The following is a 17,377-nucleotide window of genomic DNA, read 5'->3' as shown; positions in this document are numbered from 1 at the left end:
CGGGGACCGGTGGTCACCGCCCGTAGCGTGGGGGTCCCGACGGTGAGGAGGGTCACGGTGGTCGAGCGGCTGACCGCGCTGGATGCGTCCTTCCTGTACCTGGAGGAGCCCGGCACCCCGATGCACGTCGGCGCTGTCCTGGTGCTGGACCGGCCCGCGGAGGCGTTCGACCACGAGGCGCTCGTGGAGCTCGTACGCGCCCGGCTGCCGCTGGTGCCGCGCTACCGGCAGAAGGTGGTCGAGGTGCCCGGGCACCTGGCCAACCCGGCGTGGGTCGACGACCCGGACTTCGACCTCGGCTACCACGTGCGCCGTTCCGCGCTGCCCCGTCCGGGCACCGAGGAGCAGCTGCTGGACCTGGTCGCCCGGCTGACCGCCCGGCCGCTGGACCGCAGCCGCCCCCTGTGGGAGATGTACCTCGTCGAGGGTCTGGAGGGTGGCCGCACGGCCGTGGTCACCAAGACCCACCCGGCGCTGGTCGACGGCCTGGGCGCCATCGACATCGGCCAGGTCATCCTCGACCCCGACCCCATCGCGGGCACCGCGCCGCTTCCGGCGGCCGACCCCTGGCTGCCCCGCCGTCCACCCGGCCCGGCGGCATTGGTGTGGGAGGCGGTCGAGGACTACCTGCGGCGCCCCTCGGACGTGCTGGAGACCGCCCGCACCGCCGTGGGCGACGTCCGTGCCACGGCCTTCCGCTGGGCCGGGGTGGCCGGTGGACTGGCCGCCGCTCTCGCCCGGACCGCGGTCTCCCCGGCGCCGGCCAGCTCGCTGAACGCCCCGATCGGCCGCCAGCGCCGGGTCGCGGTCGCCCGGGCCACCCTCGACGACCTCCGGGTGGTGCGTGCCGCGCACGGCGGGACGGTCAACGACGTGCTGCTCAGCGTGGTGACCGGGGCGCTGCGGGAGTGGCTGCTGTCCCGGGGCGAGCCGGTGGTCAGCAGCACCTCGGTGCGCGCGCTGGTGCCGGTCTCGGTGCGCGGGGAGGACGACGCCGCGGCCGGGGAGGTGCGCTCGTTCCTGGTCGACCTCCCCGTCGGCGAGCCCAACCCGCGGGTGCGGCTGACCCGGATCAGCTACGCCATGCGCGGCGTCGCGCCCAGCGGGCAGTCGGTCGGGGCCGACACGCTCAGCGCGCTGTCGGGCTTCGCGCCGCCGACCCTGCACGCCCTGGGCGCCCGGGCGGCCAGCGGGCTGTCCCGCCGGCTGTTCAACCTCGTGGTGATCAACGTGCCCGGGCCGCAGGTGCCGCTGTACGCCGGCGGTGCCCGGATGGCCGAGGTCTTCCCGGTGGTCCCGCTGGTGCGCGGCCAGGGCCTGGCGATCGGGCTGACCAGCTACGACGGGACCGTCTACGTCGGCCTCAACGGCGACCGGGACACCGTCAGCGACGTCGACGTGCTCGCCGACCTCATCGAGCAGGAGGTCGCCTACCTCGTGGAGACGGCGGGCTGAGCCCCCGGCGGTCTCACAGCAGGGACAGGTCCAGTCGTTCGCTGAGCAGGTGCAGCGCCACCCGGCCGGCCCGGGAGTTGCCCGCGGTGTCCAGCGGGGGTGACCAGGCGCAGACGCCGAACCGGCCGGGCACGTCGCCCATGACCGCGCCGGCCACGCCGCTCTTGCACGGGAAGCCCACGTCGTAGGCGAACTGACCCGCGGCGTCGTAGGTGCCACAGGTCATCATCACCGCGTTGACCCGCCGGGCCAGGGGCTCGTCCAGGACGCGGTCGCCGGTGCGCGGGTCGACCCCGTCGTTGGCCAGGAAGCGAGCGGCGCGGGCCAGCTGCCGGGCCGTGACGGTGAGCGCGCACAGGTGCCCGTAGGCGTCCACCACCTCGTCCACCGGGTGGGTGAAGTTGTCGAAGGACCGCATCAGGTGGCCCATCGCCGTGTTCAACGCGGCACCCGCGCGCTCCTCGGCGACCACCTCGGGGTCGGGCTCGAGCCGCTCACCGACCAGGTCCGACAGCAGGTCGGTGACCGCGGCCCGGGCCGCCGCCGGTGAGCCGGTGGCCTCCACCAGCACGTCGGTGACGACCACCGCGCCGGCGTTGATGAACGGGTTGCGGGGCACGCCGTGCTCCCGCTCGAGCTGGACGAGGGAGTCGAAGGGGTCACCGGAGGGCTCCCGGCCCACCCGCTGGAACACGTCCTCGCCGACCAGGCGGAGCGCCGCGGTCAGCGTGAACACCTTGACCACGCTCTGGACGGGGAAGCCGACGTCGGCGTCGCCGGCGACGTGCTCGGTCCCGTCGAGCTCGCACAGCGCGAGGCCGAAGCGCTCCGGCCCGGCGCCGGGCTGGGCGACCTCGTCGTCCGCGGCGAGCGGGTGGGCCTCGGCGGCGACCCGCTCGAGGACGTCGGTGAGGTCGGCGGTCGCGTCGGGGGAGGTGGCGGGCACCCCCGCACGTTGCCACGGACTGCCGGGCGGGGCCCGGTGGACGGCGTCGCCCGCGGTGCCCGGCGCAGCGACTGGGAAGATCGCCGGGTCGGTGACGTTGGAGTCGCTGTCCCACGACTGAGGAGGCGAACCGGGGTGCGCGTGTACCTGCCGGCCACGACGACCGTGCTGCAGCGGTTGCTCGACGAGGGCCGCCTGACCGGCCCGCTCACCGTCTTCACGGTCACCCCGCAGCTGCGGGGGGCCTACGAGCTCAGCGAGGACGAGGAGGAGCTGGAGTACGCGGCCCTCATCGCCGCGGCGCGGGCCAGCCTGCGGCTGCTCGACGTCGACCCGGTCGCCGTACGCCGCCGCGTCGTGCTCGCCGCCGACGTCCCGGAGTCGACGATCACCCCGATCGTCGACGAGGGCGCGGACGCCGGGGCGGCGCGCACCACCGCCGACGTGACCACCGCCGACGTCGCCAGCGCGCACATCGACGTCGCCGAGGCCGAGGCCGACGTGCGGGCCGCGGTGGACCTGGTGCTGGAGGCCGACCTGGGCAGCACCGACGCCCAGTTCGTCGTCGACCAGGCCGAGGGTCATGAGCTGGCCTGGTACGCGACCCAGGAGATCGGCCCGGCGCTCGAGCTCCTCTGAGGTCTCACCGGGCGGGCCCGGTGCGGTGCCGGGCCACCTGCACCCGGGTGGCGCCGCGGGCGTCCACCAGCCAGCCGGAGCCGGGCCGGGACGGCAGCGGGGTGCGCGGCACCCGCAGCCCGAGCAGCTCGGCATCGCCGGGGGCCGGGCGCAGCAGCAGGGCGGTGCGGCTGCGACGCAGGCCGGCCACCGGGCCCCGGAACGAGGCGGCGAGCTCCGCGGCCGTGCCGGTGGCCAGCACCAGCAGCCGGTTCCCTGCGGCGCCCAGGACGTCGGCGACCTCGTCGGGCAGCCCGGTCAGGTCGTCGGCGAGCACGACCGCCCGCCGGCCGTCCTGCGCGGCCACCCAGGCCCGCAGCCCGGCTGCGTCGGTACGGGACAGCTCGTCCTGCGAGGACGCCGGCGGGTGGACCAGTTCGGCCACCGGGACGCCGAGCGCGCGTAAGTGCCGGCCGAGGGCGCGCAGCGTCGCGGACCGGCCGCTGCCCGGTGGCCCGACGACCAGCAGACCGCCGGTGCGGGAGACGTCGAGCTCCACGGGTGTGCCGTCGTCACCGCCGGGCCCCAGCAGCAGCGTCAGCCCGGCCGGGTCGTCGGCGGTGGCCGCCGGCAGCGGCAGCTCGGGGTCGGCGGGCAGCTGCACGACCCGCACGGCCGGGACCGGCGCGGCCGGTCCGCTGCGCGGCTGCAGCGGCAGCCGGGGCAGGGCCAGCTGGCACTCGACCGCGTCCTCGCCCAGCAGCGCCCGGCCCGGTGGACGGTGCCCGGGGACGGCCCGCGCGGCGACGCCGGCCACGGCGTAGTCGGCGCGGTCGGGCAGTGGCAGCACCAGCCGGCTGCGGACCGCCGCGGCCAGCCGGCTGCCCGGGACCGCCCGCTCGGCGGTGAGGACCACGGTCAGCCCGACCGCGGCGCCCTCGCGCACCAGGCGCAGCAGCCCGCCGGCGCCGGCCGCCGGGTCGGCCTCCTCCAACTGGGCGGTCAGGCTCTCCCAGCCGTCGACGACCAGCAGCAGGAGCGGGTCGCCGTCGCCGGTGCCGGCCCGGCGGCGGTCGACCTCGGCGACCAGCCGGGACACCAGTCGGAGGCTGCGGTGCGCGTCGTCCCGGCCGACCGTCGTGCCCGCGTGCGGCAGGCCGGCGACCAGGGCCGCCACGGCGCCACCGCCGTGGTCGAGGGCGTGCACCTGCAGGCGAGCCGGGGGCAGTTGGCGCACGCCCTCGCCGACGACGGTCCGCAGCGCGGTGCTCCGTCCGCTGCGCGGGCCGCCGACGAGCAGCCAGCCGCCCCCGGCGCCCAGGTCGAGCTCCAGCGGCGGCTGCGACTGTGCGTCGGGGGAGTCCTGCAGCCCGATGCGCAGCACGGTGGCCGAGGCCCCGGCGGTCGCGGGGTCCAGCGCGACCGCCGGCAGGTGGTCGGGCAGTGGTGGCAGCCACGGCCGGTCGGGGGAGCCGATCCCCGCCGCCCGCGCCCGGTCCCCGACCGCGCGGACCAGCCGCTGCAGGTCGGTCCGGCCGGTCACCGCGTCGGGTGACCGGTGCGGGAGGGGAGCGGCGGGCCACGGGCGCCGGGTGACCGAGACCGCGGGGGCGTCGGCGTCCGGTCCGGTCGACACCCGGGCCACCTGGAGGAGGACCGGTGCGGCGCTGCCGGTGCGCAGGTACGCCCGGCCGGGTCGGTCAGGGGACAGCGTGGCGGGCAGCGTGCTGCCCAGCACGTCGCGGGCATCGGCCTCGTCGGTGGTGCGCAGGCAGATCCGCAGCGAGCAGTTGGCCCGGATCTCCGGGCTGACCACGCCGGCCGGGCGCTGGGTGGCCAGCACCAGGTGGACGCCGAGCGAGCGGCCCCGCTGGGCGATGCTGACGAGCCCGGTGACGAAGCCGGGCAGCTCCTCGGCCAGCGTGGCGAACTCGTCGACGACGATGACCAGCCGGCCGGCGGGCACCTCGGCCGGCAGCTGGGCGAGGTCGCGGGTGCCGTGCTCGGCCAGCAGCCGCTCCCGCCGGGTCAGCTCGGCCGCCAGGGAGCGCAGTGCCCGCGCGGTCGACTGGGGGTCCAGGTCGGTCAGCACGCCGACCGTGTGCGGCAGCGCCGCTGCCTCGCCGAAGGCCGCGCCGCCCTTGTAGTCGACCAGCAGGAGGCTGCAGCGGTCGGGCGGGTGGTGCAGGGCCAGACCGGCCACCAGCGTCTGCAGCAGCTCGGACTTCCCCGACCCGGTGGTGCCGGCGACCAGGGCGTGCGGGCCGTCGGAGACCAGGTCGACGGCCAGGGGGCCCTGGTCGGTGGCGCCCAGCACCGCGGTGAGCCGGTCGCGTGCGCGGGACCAGGCACCGGTCGCGAGGTCGGTCGCCGGGTCGACCGTCAGCCCACCCGAGGGCAGGTCCAGCAGCCGGGCGGTGTCGGGCAGCCCGCCCGTCCGGGCCGGCCCGGTCAGCGTGGCGAGGTCGCGGGCGAGCCGGTCGGCGGTGTCCTCACCGAGGCCGTCCAGCGTCAGCGACCGCTCCCCGTCCGCGCCAGGGACGCGCAGCCGCCCGCTGGTGCCGGTCTCCCCGGCCACCTGCAGCCGGGCGAGGGCGGGCAGGGCGAGGCCGGCCTCGGCGTCGGCCAGGTCGACGCGCAGCACGTCGGGGGCGGCGGCCAGCGCCGACACGGTCCGCTGGTCGACCGGCCCGTCGAGGACCACGAGGGTGCGCGGCCCGCCGTCGCCCCCCGGGGTCAGCAGCTCGGCCGGCAGCGGGGCGCCGTCCGTCCCGACCGAGGCCAGGTGTGGCAACCAGCGGGCCCAGCGCCAGTCCGGGAGCTGTCGCGGTCCGCAGGCCAGCACGATCCGCAGGTCGGCGGGTGGGTACAGGACGGTGAGCTGGCAGACCAGCGCGCGGGCGGCGGCGAGGACGACCGGACGCGGCCCGACGACGCCCAGCCCGCCGGTGGTGCCCAGCGGCACGGTGACCGGCAGGTGCTCGGCGCGGGCGGGGGTGCGGGTCCCGTCGGGCTCGACCCGGGTGACGCCGGTCGGCCCGGGACCGGTGCCCAACCGGGCGGGCAGCGTCTCCGCGCCCGCCCGGGACCACAGGGGACTGGAGCGCCGACGAGCCGCGGCGGCCAGCCGGGCCGGGTCGGGTGCGGCCTCGTTCCGCGCGGCGAGGTCGGCGGCGACCGCCGCGTCCAGCTCGGCGTCGGCGCGGGCGAGCGCGGCCGCGTGCCCGGCGACGTCCCGACGGCGGGACCGGCGTCCGGACAGCCGGTCCGAGGACCAGGTGGCCACCGCGACCACCGGGCTGAGCAGGGCGAAGAAGAGGAAGTGCGGCGCCGACAGCAGCCAGGCCATGAGGACGCCGCCCACCGCGGGCAGCAGCACCGCCACCCACCCCAGCCGGCGACGCGGCGCCTCCGCTGGCGGAGCCGGCCGCCGCACCGAGCCGGTGCCGGGCGCGACGGGGGTCGCCCGCAGCGGGCGGACCAGGACCCGGCCGCCGGTCGCGGGCGCGCACTGCAGCGTCGCGCCCCGCGGGCCGGTCAGCCGCAGCGTGCTGGCGCCGATCCGCACGGTCGCCCCGACCGGCCACTCGTGGGGCTCGGCGCCCAGCCGCACCGGCGCACCGGGGCCGGCGGTCAGCCACGACCCGTTGGAGGATCCGAGGTCAGCCACGCCCACCCGGCCCTCCGCCACCGAGATGACCGCGTGTCGGCGGGACACGTCGGGGTCGGCCAGCGGCAGCGCGCAGCCGGCGCCCCGCCCCAGGACCAGGTCGCCCTGTCCGAGCGGGACCGCGCGGCCGGCGTCCGGGCCGCCCACCACGTGCAGCTCCAGCGCGCCGGACCCGGCCGTCGGGCCGGGGCGCGGCCCGGGCCGGCCCAGCCCCAGCACCGCCCCGTGACGTAGGGAGGCCGCCGTGAGCAGGGTGTCGGCCGACAGCGCGCCCGAACCTGACCAGAGCGCGGTCCCCGGGGTGCCCAGCTGCGCACCGAGCGGCCCGAGCACGTCGCCGAGGACGGCGTCGTCCGGTGCGCGGACGTCGACGTCGACGGCGCCCTCGAGGGTGTGCAGGGTCCAGGTGCGGACGGCGGGGTCCCGGTCGCCCGGCGTCACGGCCGGCGCCGGAGGCAGGAGGAGCGCACGCAGGGATGGTGCCGACGCGGAGGCGTCCGTGGGGCCCGGCGGCGCGGACCTGTGGACGGCGGTCCGCCCTGTGGACGGCGCCGGCCGCGGGAACGCCGCCCGCCCTACGTTCTGAGCTCACCGGGACGGGCCCGGGCCGAGGAGGAACCATGAAGGTCGACATCGCGACGCTCACCACGATGGCCGGGCAGTGCCAGGCGGAGGCCGCCGACACCACCGCCCGGCACGCCACGCTGTCCGCGGGCATCAACAGCTCGGTGCTGGAGGGCTGGACCGACAGCCAGGCCGCGGTGCAGTTCAGCGAGCTCTACGAGAAGTGGCGGCTGTCCAGTCAGGGCGTGAGCGACGCGCTCACCGGCATGGGCCAGCTGCTGAACAGCGTGGCCGCGGCCTACCAGCAGCACGAGACCGAGATGGCCGCGCGGATCGGCGCCCTGCTCTGACCCGCCCGGGCCGGGCAGGGCCCGGTCAGCCCGGGAGCGGGCTCGTCGCAGGTGCTGCGTCGGCCGCACGGCGCCGTGCCCCGACGAGCCGCTCCCACGGCAGGATCGAGGCGATCGCGATGCAGTGCGGCAGGAAGATGATCGTCACGCCGGCGAAGACCATCAGGTGGAAGCCGATCAGGAACGCCACGAGCGCGATCCGGGCGCGGTCGCGGCGCACCAGCAGCATCAGCGGGGTGAGCGCCTCGAACACCAGCATCAGCCACTGCGCCGCGGGCAGCAGCCACGGCACGTCCAGCGTCCAGTTGGACAACGGCGTCCCGCGGCGGATGACCGCCCAGGTCAGCGTGGCACCGGTGGCCCAGTTCCAGCCGCCGAAGCGCATCTTGGCCCAGAAGGCGAGGAAGTAGGTGAGCACCACTGCGACCAGCACCAGGGCCATCGCCCAGCCGGCGGCCTCCGAGGAGCGCCGGTCCCGGAGGTGCGCCCGCCCGATGGTGGGCAGCACGGCCAGGGCCACCAGGAAGGCGAACCGGTCGTGGTCCACCTTCCCGTAGCTCATCGCGATGACCATCCACTCGAAGTAGAGGACGAAGACGGTCAGCCCCAGCGCCCGCGGCGCACGGCCGGTCGTGGCGGCCAGGGCGGTGAGCACGAGCGCCCACTGCACGACCAGCACCACCGTGGTGGTCGGGGTGGGCAGGTGCAGCAGCCGGCCGACCGCCAGCGGCTGGTACCAGGCGGTCGGGACGTCGGCGTGCGCGCGCACGAAGGTGGTGGTGAGGAAGACGTCGATCGGGATGAACAGGTAGGCGATCACCCGGAAGACCGCGATCCGGGCCAGCGGGACCGGCCGGAACCACCAGCGGTCGCGCACAGGGGCGGCCGGCGGGCTCGCCACGGCGGTGCTCACTCGGCCGCCTCGACCGGGGAGCTGACCACGACCCGGTCGGTGAACGCGCCGGTCTGCACGCCGTCGCGCAGCTCGAAGTCGCGCTGGACCACGTCGACCCGCACCAGCGGCTCCGCCGACGGGTTGCGCCGCACGTACGCCTCGCCCAGCGCACCGAGGAGCGCGGGCTGCTCGATCACCCGGCCCAGCTGCCCCTCGAACTCCGCCCGGCGCAGTCCCACCTCACCGCCGGACATCCCCACCTCGGTGCCGTCGGCCGTCACCCCCACCACCCGGGTGGAGCCGACGGGGGCGTCGTTGCCGGCCCGGCCGGCGTACATGAGGAACGGGCCGAACGGGAAGTCGTCGTCGGTGCCCCAGGCGGTGCCGGCCAGCGTCAGGGTCAGCACGACCCCGGCGACGGCCAGCCGCCAGGCGCGGGCGGCCCGGGGCAGCCGGACGACCTCGGCCTCCGCGGTGGGGGAGGGAGGGAGCTGCAGCTGCACGCGGGCATCGTAGGTTCGCCGCCCGCCCCGGCGGGGTGACCGGCGCCGCCACACCGGCCCACCGGCCCCACCCGCCGCACCCGCCGCACCGGCCCACGCGCCGGTCCACCGGCCGCACCGGTCCGCCCGCCGCACCGGCCCACCGGCCGCACCGGCCCACCGGCCCACCGGCCGCACCGGCCCGCCCGCCGCACCGGCCCACCGGCCGCACCGGCCCGCCGGCCGCGCCAGCCCGCCCGCCGCGCCAGCCCAGCCGCCGCGCCACCGGTCGCACCTGCCCACCCGCCACGCCGGTGCGGGTCAGCAGCGCGGCAGCACGCCCCAGCCGGACAGCGCGGCCACCACGCCGGGCGCCATGTCCAGCGCGGCGAGCCCGGCCGCGTCCACGAAGACCGCGTCGTCGGCGTCGTCCCCGGCGACCGGGTGCTGCCCGGCCCCGACGCTGCACAGCCAGTCGGTGACCAGGTAGACCACGCCAGGCCCCGCGACCCGCACCGAGCCGATCGGCCGCAGCGGGTGCACCACCAGACCGGTCTCCTCGGCGAGCTCGCGGACCACGGCCTGCTCCTGGGTCTCCCCGGCCTCCATCCGCCCGCCGGGCACCGACCACAGGCCGGCGCTGGGCTCGTGCCCGCGCCGGATCAGCAGCAGCCGGCCCTGCTCGTCGTGCACGACGGCGCCCACGCACGGCACCTCGGGCAGCGGCTCTCCGGGCGGGGTCTGGTCCACGCCCGCAGGCTACGGCCGGCGGCCACGTCACCCCGTGACGCGGACGGGCGCCCGGTGCCCGATGCTTGACGGAGCTCCGGCAGAACAGGACGGTGAGCGGCCATGAGCGTGTCCCCGGTGTGCCCGCGGTGCGGGGAGGTCCTCCAGGTCCGCCCGGGATCGACCGGGGAGGGCTGGTGCCACGTGCACGCCGCCGTCACCCCGTTGCACCACACCGCCGTCATCGCCCACGACGAGATCCGCGCGATCTGCGCCGACGCCCGCGTCCCGGCCTGGGTGCCCGACCCGATGCCCGGCGGCTGGGCGGTCACCGGGCTGGCCTGGGGCGGGGAGCCCGGTGCCCGGGCGATCGTCGTGGCCTGCGCCGGCCCCGCTCCGCTGGGCGGCCCGGCCGAACTGGTGCTGGTCGCCGAGGAGCCGGGCACCGGCCTGGGCTGCGGCTACGCCGGCCTGCCCGGCGTCGACCCCGGTGACCTCGTCTCCGGGCCCTCGCACGCGGAGGTGCAGGCCGCCGGCCAGCGGGCGCCGCTGTGGATGGTGCCCACCGTCGACGACCGGGCCGCCTACGTGGGGGAGGCCCACGGGGTGTGGCTGTGGCTGGTCACGTGGCCGGCGTCGGCGGCCTGGCTGCTGGCCGAGGACCTCGACCTGCTCGACCTGCGCGACCGCGTGCACCCCGACCTGCCGCTGGGCCCGCCGACCGGACGGCTGCTCCCCGGCCGCTGAGCTGCCCGACGGCGCCTCGTCCATTCGTCGTCCGTCCCCGGCGTGGCGGCTGGTGCTCCGGGTGGGGCGGCTGTTACTCATGGGCCGCGGTCCCGTGGACCGTCGTGGTGCCGCGCCGTCGTCGCGTCCGCCTGGCCGCCTGAGGAAGGAAGCGCGCACGTGCTGAAGAAGGTGCTCACCTGGCTGGCCGTCGCCTTCGTGGTCTTCTACGTCATCCAGCGACCGGAGGACGCCGCCGGCATCGTGCGCAGCGCGGGCTCCGCCCTCGGTGACGCGGCCGCCTCGCTGTCGGCCTTCGTGGGCTCGCTCGTCTAGCCCGGTCGTGTCCGGCCCGCGCACGCGCAGGCCCCGCTGGGGCAAGGACGCCGAGAAGTACCTGCTGGCCGACGAGCCACCGGTCATCGCCACCCGCCGTCACCCGGCGGTCCTCGCCCGTCCCGTGGTCCGCGGGGTCCCGGCGCTGGTAGTCGGCATCTGGGTGCTGCAGCTGGACCCGACCAACCGGGTCTCGACCGTCGTCGGGCTGGTGGTCGTGCTCGGTGCGCTGGGCTACCTGGCGCTGTACGTCGCCGAGTGGTGGGTGCGGCACTTCCTGGTCACCCGGCGCCGCGTGCTGCTGACGTCCGGGGTGCTCATCCGCACCGTGGCCGTCATGCCGCTGCGCCGGATCACCGACCTGACCTGGAAGGAGACCTTCTGGGGGCAGGTCCTGGGCTACGGCACCTTCCGGTTCGAGTCCGCCGGGCAGTCCCAGGGCCTGGACGTCATCGACTACATGCCGCACGCCGACGCCCTCTACAAGCGGCTGTCCGAGCTCATGTTCGGCACCGACTCCTCCTCCAACCCGGTCAGCTCCGACGAGGACGCCGAGGGCTCGCTGGCCGCCGACGACCGGGGTGAGCCCGACGCCCCCGAGCAGCGGATGCCCCGCCCGCTGACCAACGGACGCCGCCACGACACCGCGCCCATCCCGCGGCTGCGGCCCACCACGGTCCGCGACCCGCTCGAGGAGGACTGACCCGGCGGCGGACGGTGGAGGGTGTGCGGCAGGCTGGGGGTGTGCGCATCGACCTGCACACCCACTCCTCGGTCTCCGACGGCACCGAGAGCCCCGCCCAGCTCGTCGCCACCGCGGCCGCTGCGGGGCTCGACGTCGTCGCCCTCACCGACCACGACACCACCGCCGGCTGGGCCGCCGCGGCCGCCGCCCGGCCGGCCGGGCTCACCGTCGTCCCGGGCATGGAGCTGTCCTGCAGCTGGTCCGCGGGCGAGGGGGCGCCGGTCTCCCTGCACCTGCTCGCCTACCTCTTCGACCCCGTCCACCCCGCCTTCTCGACCGAGCAGGCCCGGCTGCGCGCCGAGCGGTTGTCCCGCGCGGAGCTGATCGTGCGCGCGCTGGCCGCCGACGGGTACCCGGTGGTCTGGGCCGACGTGCTCGCCCGCAGCGAGGGCGGCGTGGTCGGCCGCCCGCACGTGGCCCGGGCGCTGGTGGACGCCGGCGTCGTCGCCTCGGTCGACGCGGCCTTCGCCAGCCTGCTGCACCACGGCAGCCCCTACTACGCGGCCAAGGTCGACACCGACGTGCTCGAGGGCATCGCCCTGGTGCGCGCCGCCGGCGGGGTGCCGGTGTTCGCCCACGGGCTGGCGACCTCCCGCGGCCGGGTCGTCGACGACGCCGCGATCGAGTCGATGGCCGACGCCGGGCTGCTCGGCCTGGAGGTCGACCACCCGGACCACACCCCCGAGCAGCGGGAGCACCTGCGCGCCCTGGCCGGCCGGCTCGGCCTGCTGTGCACCGGGTCCAGCGACTACCACGGCACCAACAAGCGGACGCCGATCGCGGCCTGCACCACCGAGCCCGACCAGTACGCCGCGCTGCTGGCCGCCGGCACCGGCACCACCGTGCTGGCCGACTGAGACCGTCGTACCCGCGGGCTACCGTGGCGGCGTGGGGACAGGCAGCGACCAGCTCGAGATGCCGGGCATGCCCAAGCGGCTGTTCTCCTGCACCCCGAGCAAGCTGGCCACCTTCGCCGACTGCCCGCGCCGCTACCGGTTCGCCTACCTGACCCAGCCCCGCCCGCCCCGCGGCCCGGCGTGGGCGCACAACACGGTGGGTGCGGCGGTGCACGCGGCCCTGCGGTCGTGGTGGGACCTCCCGCTGGAGAAGCGCACGCCGTCCTCGGCGCGGCAGCTGCTGTACAGCGGCTGGTCGCGGGCCGGCTTCCGCGACGACGAGCAGGCGCAGACCTGGCGGGCGAAGGCGGCCGGGTGGCTGACCGACTACGTCGCCGAGCTGGACCCCACCGACGAGCCGGCCGGCACCGAGCGCACCGTCGGGGCCACCACCGAGGCGCTGGCGCTGTCCGGTCGCGTCGACCGGATCGACCGCCGCGGTGACGAACTGGTGGTCGTCGACTACAAGACCGGCCGCACCCCCAGCACGGAGGACGACGCCCGCAGCTCCCCGGCGCTGGCGCTGTACGTGCTCGGCGTCCGGCGCACGCTGCGCCGCGCCTGCAGCCGGGTCGAGCTGCACCACCTGCCCTCGGGCACGGTCGCGGCGTTCGAGCACACCGAGCGGTCGCTGGCCAACCACGTGCGCCGGGCCGAGGACATCGCCCTCGACATCACCGCCGCCACCGAGGCCCTCGACGGCGGGGCCGACGTCGACGCCGCGTTCCCGCCGGTGCCCGGGCAGCAGTGCAGCTGGTGCGACTTCCGGTCCAGCTGCCCGACCGGACAGGCCGCCGCGCCGGCCCGGGAGACGTGGAGCTTCCTCCCGACCGAGGCCGTCCCGACCGACTGAGCCGGTCAAGGCGCCGAGGCCACCGGGACGTCGGTGTAGCGGGCGGTCACCACCTCCAGCAGGTGGCCGTCAGGCCCGCGGAAGTACAGTCGCCGGCCGCTGCCGTCGGCGTTGACGGCGCCGACCTCCTGCGGCCGGCGGCCGGGCGGGTCGGCAGCGTACGGCGTCCCGTCGGCGTCGAAGCGCGCCTGGACCCGGTCGAAGTGCGCGTCGTCGACGAGGAAGGCGAGGTGGAGCGGCTCGGGCACCGGTGCAGTCGCGAAGTTGAGCACGAGGTGGTCGTCGAGCTGCACGCTGAGGAAGAAGGCGTTGGGCCACGGCTCGCGCAGCTCCAGCAGGTCGACGAACCAGGCGACGGCGGCGTCGCGGTCGGACACCGGGACGATCATGTGGTGGAGGGCGGTGGGCATGAGGGTGGGCTCCTGGACGAGAGAGGGCCCGGCGGCGGGGTCGCGGCCGGAGCGTCTGGTGCTCTCTCGTCGGGCGGGCCACGGGCCCGCCGCGGGGTCACCCGGCGGCCGGGTGCCCTGTCCGTGCACGGCGCGGAGCCGACCCGGCAGTCATGGCCGGGGACCGTAGCGCCGGACGGCCCGCCGGCGCCAGGGGGTCAGCCGCCGGTCGCGCCGCGGACGGCGAGGGACGCCGCCAGCGCCAGCATGATCACGGCGATCAGCGCGTCGAGCACCCGCCAGGCGGCCGGGCGGGCGAACACCGGCCGCAGCAGCCGGGCACCGAAGCCCAGGCCGATGAACCACAGCGCGCTGGCCACCGCCGCGCCGCCGCCGAAGGCCCACCGCCGGTCGCCGTAGGTGCTCGACAGCGACCCGAGGAGCACCACGGTGTCCAGGTAGACGTGCGGGTTGAGCCAGGTGAGCGCCAGCGCGGTGGTGACGGCGACCGTGCCCCGGGTGCGGCCCCCGGCGGCGTCGGTCAGCAGCGCGCCGGGCCGCAGGGCCCGGCGGGCGGCCATCAGCCCGTAGACCAGCAGGAACGCCGCGCCGGCGAAGCAGACGACGGTCACCACGTCCGGTGCCCGGGTGACCAGCGCGCCGGCACCGCCCACCCCGGCAGCGATCAGGACGACGTCGGACAGCAGGCAGACGGCCACCACCGCGGCGACGTGCTCCCCGCGCAGCCCCTGGCGGAGCACGAAGGCGTTCTGCGCCCCGATCGCGACGATCAGCGACAGGCCCAGCCCGAGTCCGGCGGCGGCAGCGGTGAGCAGGGCGGGTGACATGCCGATGACGGTAGGGCGGCGTCAGTCGTGACTCCAGCTGTCTTTCCTGATGTAGCTGAAGCGCGTCTAATGAGAAGGTGGACCTCGACCTCGCCCAGCTCCGCGCGCTCGACGCCACGGTCACCGCCGGCACGCTCGACGGGGCGGCCCGCGCGCTGCACGTCACGCCGAGTGCGATCAGCCAGCGGCTCAAGGCGCTGGAGGCCGCGACCGGCCGGGTGCTGCTGGTGCGCAGCAAGCCGGTGCAGGTGACCGAGTCCGGACAGCCGGTGCTGCGGCTGGCCCGGCAGGTGGCGCTGCTGGCCGCCGACGCGAGCCGGGAGCTGGCGCCCGGGGACGGCGACCGCCCGGTGACCCTGCCCATCGCGCTGAACGCCGACTCGATGGCCACCTGGGTGCTGCCCGCGCTCGCCCCGCTGGCCGGCGACATCGCCTTCGACCTGCACCTGCAGGACCAGGAGCACACCGCGGCGCTGCTGCGCGAGGGTCGGGTGATGGCCGCGGTGACCGCGGCGGCCGACCCGGTGCCCGGCTGCACGGTCACCCGGCTCGGCGGCATGCGCTACCGGCCGATGGCCACTCCCGACTTCGTCCGCCGCTGGTTCCCCGACGGCGTCACCGCCCAGTCGCTGGCCCGGGCGCCGGTGGTGGTGTTCGACCGCACCGACGACCTCCAGCACGGCTACCTGCGTGCGCGCGGCGTCGACCCGGCGGTCCCGCCGCTGCACCACGTGCCGGCCTCGGTCGACTACGTCAGCGCCGTCACCCTGGGCTTCGGCTGGGGGATGGTGCCGCGCCAGCAGGAGCCACCCGGCGGCCTGGCCGAGCTCGACCGGGACGGCGGCGTGGACGTCGTGCTGCACTGGCAGCAGTGGCGGCTGCGCTCGCCGTCCCTGGACCGGGTGGCCGAGGCCGTCCGCACCGCCGCCCGCCACCACCTCGACCAGCCCTGACGTCCCTGCGGCCCCCTCGCAGGGCCCCGGACCGCGCGGAGCGTGGTGTGGGGGGCGAGGGGGTCCTTCGACTTCCTCAGGCGACGAGCGGCTCGGCGTCCGCGACGCGCTCGCGGGCGGCCCGCACGATCGGGGACTCCCGCACCCGCGAGGGGATGGCCAGGGTGGTCTGCCGGAAGGCTCGCAGGGCCGCCGTCGCCGCGGCGTCGGTCAGGCCGAAGCCGGGCAGGCCGTACAGCTTCCGCGCCCACTGCGGCAGCGTGGCCGCACCGAGGGAGGCCAGGGTCGCCCACGCCGGGCGCGCCGGGGTGAGCAGCTGCACCCAGTTGGGCATCGGCGGCACCACGATGAAGCGGGAGGCGGTGCGGGCGGCCGGGGTGACCGCCAGCTGGGCGCGGATCCCGTCGAAGTACGCGGCCAGCGCGGCCTCGGTGCGCGGCACGTCGGCCTCCTCGCAGCCGACCAGCACCGCGGCCACGACCTGCTCCTCGACGTAGCGGTCGGCCTCGGCGTCGGTGAGCGGCACCCCGGCCCGGCGGGCGGTGGACAGCAGCGAGTCGACCTCGCAGTTGTGCACCCACAGCAGCAGGTCGGCGTCGTCGACGTTGAAGTGCCGGCCGGTGGTCTCCTCGACCGCCGACTTGCCGCGGTGCAGCCCGCGGACCCGGCGCACCTGGCGCAGCGCGTCCCGGCGGGTGCCGAAGGTCAGCGTGGCCACGTACTCGGCGGTGCGGGTCAGCCGCGCCCACGGCTCGGTCTCGAAGGCGACGGAGAACTGGTGCACGCCGTCCATGGCCACCGGGTGCAGCGCCTGCAGCAGCAGGGCGCGGATGCCGCCGACGGAGAACGCCGGGTCGCTGTGGATCCGCCAGCTGATGCTGTCGGGCCCGAAGAACCCCAGCAGGTCCTCCTCGGGCGTGAAGTCCTTGATGGAGGGGGTCGGCCTCATGACTGTGCTCCCACGGTCTGCTCGTCGTGCTGTGCCGGAGCCGGCGTGCCCGTCCAGAAGGACAGCAGCACGTCGACGGTGGAGTCGGGGTTCTCGACGGCGGGGGAGTGCCGCGCCCGGGCGATCACCGCGTGCCGGGCGCCCAGCCGGGCGGCCATGTCCGCCTGCGCGGCCGGGGTCCAGGCGTCGTCGGCGACGCCGTGCGCCACCAGCACCGGGACGCCGGTCGCGGCGAGCTCGGCCACCCGGTCGGGCTCGGTGACCAGCGCCTGGGACATGCCGCGCAGGCCGGCCGCGCTGCTGCGGCGCACCACCTCCAGCCGGAAGGCGGTGGTCTCCGCCGGGGTGACGGCGCGCACCGGGTCGGTGGCCCACAGCTCGCCCAGCGTGGAGGCCAGCAGGTCGGTGCCGCCGACGTCGAGCAGCGGCGCCAGGTGGGCGATGAGCTCGGTCGAGGAGCCGGTGATCTCGGCCGGGCCGCTGTCGAGCAGGGTCAGGGTGTCGAACAACCCCGGCTCGGCCAGCACGGCCGCCCGGGCGACGAGGCCACCGAAGCTGTGACCGAGCAGGTGCAGCGGGCCGCTGCCCTGGGCCCGCAGCGCCTGCCCGACGGCGACGAGGTCGGTGGCCAGCTCGTCGACGGAGTAGCGCGTCTCGTCCTCGGGACCGGCGGACTCGTGCTGCCCGCGCTGGTCGACCGCCACCGCCCGCAGCCCGGCGCCGGCCAGCGGGTCCAGCAGCGGGGCGAAGTCCTCCTTGCTGCCGGTGAACCCGGGCACCAGCAGGGCGGTCGGGCCGGCGCCGCCGGTGTCCAGCCCGGCCAGCTCACCCTCCGCGCCGGGGAGCGTCACCCGGGTGGCCGCGTGCCCGGTCAGCTGGCCCGGTGCACCGGCGGCGGCGATGTCCGGATCGTCGGAGGGGGCTGGGGCTGAGCCGCCGGGGGAGACCATGCCCCGAGTGTGCCCCGCCGTCC

The 17,377-nt window shown here is 76.8% G+C and carries 18 protein-coding genes; 9 read left to right on the top strand and 9 right to left on the bottom strand.

From position 1 onward, the window contains the following. The first annotated feature begins 42 nt into the window (after window positions 1–42). Window positions 43–1,455 (top strand): WS/DGAT/MGAT family O-acyltransferase, encoded by a 1,413-nt coding sequence (locus O2W14_RS12680; RefSeq protein ID WP_269176454.1) that lies wholly within the window; start codon window positions 43–45, stop codon window positions 1,453–1,455. 13 nt (window positions 1,456–1,468) lie between these two features. Here the strand turns inward: O2W14_RS12680 and glsA are convergent, their stop codons facing one another. Continuing rightward, entirely contained in the window at window positions 1,469–2,401 is a 933-nt protein-coding gene (gene glsA, locus O2W14_RS12675; RefSeq protein ID WP_269176453.1) for a glutaminase A, read from the bottom strand. Window positions 2,402–2,536: 135 nt separating this feature from the next. Here glsA and O2W14_RS12670 point away from each other — a divergent pair, with 135 nt between their 5' ends. Further along, window positions 2,537–3,040 carry a DUF6912 family protein gene (locus tag O2W14_RS12670; protein WP_269176452.1) on the top strand — a complete coding sequence of 168 codons (504 nt, stop codon included), beginning with the start codon at window positions 2,537–2,539 and terminating at the stop codon, window positions 3,038–3,040. A 4-nt stretch (window positions 3,041–3,044) separates the two neighbouring features. On the opposite strand, the gene O2W14_RS12665 is transcribed toward O2W14_RS12670, so the two are convergent. Next, a complete protein-coding gene (locus O2W14_RS12665) occupies window positions 3,045–7,130 on the bottom strand; it encodes an FtsK/SpoIIIE domain-containing protein (RefSeq protein WP_269176451.1) in 4,086 nt (1,361 codons plus the stop codon). A 179-nt stretch (window positions 7,131–7,309) separates the two neighbouring features. Between O2W14_RS12665 and O2W14_RS12660 the strand changes: the two genes are divergently transcribed. Beyond that, window positions 7,310–7,603 carry a WXG100 family type VII secretion target gene (locus O2W14_RS12660; RefSeq protein ID WP_269176450.1) on the top strand — a complete coding sequence of 98 codons (294 nt, stop codon included), beginning with the start codon at window positions 7,310–7,312 and terminating at the stop codon, window positions 7,601–7,603. Window positions 7,604–7,628: 25 nt separating this feature from the next. Here O2W14_RS12660 and O2W14_RS12655 read toward each other — a convergent pair whose 3' ends face one another. The 3 genes from O2W14_RS12655 to O2W14_RS12645 all read right to left on the bottom strand — a co-directional run bounded on the left by O2W14_RS12655 (window position 7,629) and on the right by O2W14_RS12645 (window position 9,730). Further along, complete coding sequence (locus tag O2W14_RS12655) at window positions 7,629–8,516, bottom strand: MFS transporter permease (RefSeq protein ID WP_269176449.1); 888 nt, start codon at window positions 8,514–8,516, stop codon at window positions 7,629–7,631. Continuing rightward, entirely contained in the window at window positions 8,513–9,001 is a 489-nt protein-coding gene (locus O2W14_RS12650; RefSeq protein WP_269176448.1) for a hypothetical protein, read from the bottom strand. Before O2W14_RS12650 ends, O2W14_RS12655 begins: the two co-directional genes overlap by 4 nt. Before the next feature lie 300 nt (window positions 9,002–9,301). Next, window positions 9,302–9,730 carry an NUDIX domain-containing protein gene (locus O2W14_RS12645; protein ID WP_269176447.1) on the bottom strand — a complete coding sequence of 143 codons (429 nt, stop codon included), beginning with the start codon at window positions 9,728–9,730 and terminating at the stop codon, window positions 9,302–9,304. A 102-nt stretch (window positions 9,731–9,832) separates the two neighbouring features. On the opposite strand from O2W14_RS12645, the gene O2W14_RS12640 reads away from it, so the two are divergent. The 5 genes from O2W14_RS12640 to O2W14_RS12620 all read left to right on the top strand — a co-directional run bounded on the left by O2W14_RS12640 (window position 9,833) and on the right by O2W14_RS12620 (window position 13,265). After that, complete coding sequence (locus tag O2W14_RS12640; RefSeq protein ID WP_269176446.1) at window positions 9,833–10,456, top strand: DUF6758 family protein; 624 nt, start codon at window positions 9,833–9,835, stop codon at window positions 10,454–10,456. Window positions 10,457–10,615: 159 nt separating this feature from the next. Continuing rightward, window positions 10,616–10,771, top strand: a complete 156-nt coding sequence (locus O2W14_RS12635; protein WP_170311073.1) for a hypothetical protein — start codon at window positions 10,616–10,618, stop codon at window positions 10,769–10,771. Window positions 10,772–10,778: 7 nt separating this feature from the next. Beyond that, window positions 10,779–11,474 (top strand): PH domain-containing protein, encoded by a 696-nt coding sequence (locus O2W14_RS12630; protein ID WP_269176445.1) that lies wholly within the window; start codon window positions 10,779–10,781, stop codon window positions 11,472–11,474. 41 nt (window positions 11,475–11,515) lie between these two features. Next, window positions 11,516–12,373, top strand: coding sequence for a PHP domain-containing protein (locus tag O2W14_RS12625; RefSeq protein WP_269176444.1), 858 nt, complete (start codon window positions 11,516–11,518; stop codon window positions 12,371–12,373). Between the two features lie 31 nt (window positions 12,374–12,404). Continuing rightward, window positions 12,405–13,265: a RecB family exonuclease gene (locus tag O2W14_RS12620; protein ID WP_269176443.1), complete on the top strand. Its 861-nt coding sequence runs from the start codon at window positions 12,405–12,407 to the stop codon at window positions 13,263–13,265. Window positions 13,266–13,270: 5 nt separating this feature from the next. Here O2W14_RS12620 and O2W14_RS12615 read toward each other — a convergent pair whose 3' ends face one another. Then, window positions 13,271–13,675, bottom strand: coding sequence for a VOC family protein (locus O2W14_RS12615; RefSeq protein WP_269176442.1), 405 nt, complete (start codon window positions 13,673–13,675; stop codon window positions 13,271–13,273). 197 nt (window positions 13,676–13,872) lie between these two features. Beyond that, complete coding sequence (locus tag O2W14_RS12610; RefSeq protein WP_269176441.1) at window positions 13,873–14,502, bottom strand: LysE/ArgO family amino acid transporter; 630 nt, start codon at window positions 14,500–14,502, stop codon at window positions 13,873–13,875. Between the two features lie 77 nt (window positions 14,503–14,579). Between O2W14_RS12610 and O2W14_RS12605 the strand changes: the two genes are divergently transcribed. Beyond that, the gene (locus O2W14_RS12605) at window positions 14,580–15,455 is read left to right on the top strand and encodes a LysR family transcriptional regulator ArgP (protein ID WP_269176440.1); all 876 of its coding nucleotides are present in this window, start codon (window positions 14,580–14,582) and stop codon (window positions 15,453–15,455) included. 76 nt (window positions 15,456–15,531) lie between these two features. Here the strand turns inward: O2W14_RS12605 and O2W14_RS12600 are convergent, their stop codons facing one another. Together O2W14_RS12600 and O2W14_RS12595 are read right to left on the bottom strand one after the other, a co-directional pair. Beyond that, the gene (locus O2W14_RS12600; protein WP_269176439.1) at window positions 15,532–16,404 is read right to left on the bottom strand and encodes an oxygenase MpaB family protein; all 873 of its coding nucleotides are present in this window, start codon (window positions 16,402–16,404) and stop codon (window positions 15,532–15,534) included. After that, the gene (locus O2W14_RS12595) at window positions 16,401–17,354 is read right to left on the bottom strand and encodes an alpha/beta fold hydrolase (RefSeq protein WP_269176438.1); all 954 of its coding nucleotides are present in this window, start codon (window positions 17,352–17,354) and stop codon (window positions 16,401–16,403) included. The genes O2W14_RS12600 and O2W14_RS12595 overlap by 4 nt, the downstream gene beginning before the upstream one ends. Window positions 17,355–17,377: the final 23 nt, after the last annotated feature.

This window comes from Modestobacter sp. VKM Ac-2986 (assembly GCF_026967795.1).
Classification (GTDB): Bacteria; Actinomycetota; Actinomycetes; order Mycobacteriales; family Geodermatophilaceae; genus Modestobacter.
The sequence above is the reverse complement of the archived record's forward strand: the minus strand, read 5'-3'. Positions and strand labels throughout refer to the sequence as shown.

Coding starts and splice junctions, on each gene's coding strand:
- O2W14_RS12610 (WP_269176441.1), bottom strand. CDS start 14,502: ATGTCACCCGCCCTGCTCACCGCTGCCGCCGCCGGACTCGGGCTGGGC.
- O2W14_RS12615 (WP_269176442.1), bottom strand. CDS start 13,675: ATGCCCACCGCCCTCCACCACATGATCGTCCCGGTGTCCGACCGCGAC.
- O2W14_RS12640 (WP_269176446.1), top strand. CDS start 9,833: ATGAGCGTGTCCCCGGTGTGCCCGCGGTGCGGGGAGGTCCTCCAGGTC.
- O2W14_RS12600 (WP_269176439.1), bottom strand. CDS start 16,404: ATGAGGCCGACCCCCTCCATCAAGGACTTCACGCCCGAGGAGGACCTG.
- O2W14_RS12595 (WP_269176438.1), bottom strand. CDS start 17,354: ATGGTCTCCCCCGGCGGCTCAGCCCCAGCCCCCTCCGACGATCCGGAC.
- O2W14_RS12660 (WP_269176450.1), top strand. CDS start 7,310: ATGAAGGTCGACATCGCGACGCTCACCACGATGGCCGGGCAGTGCCAG.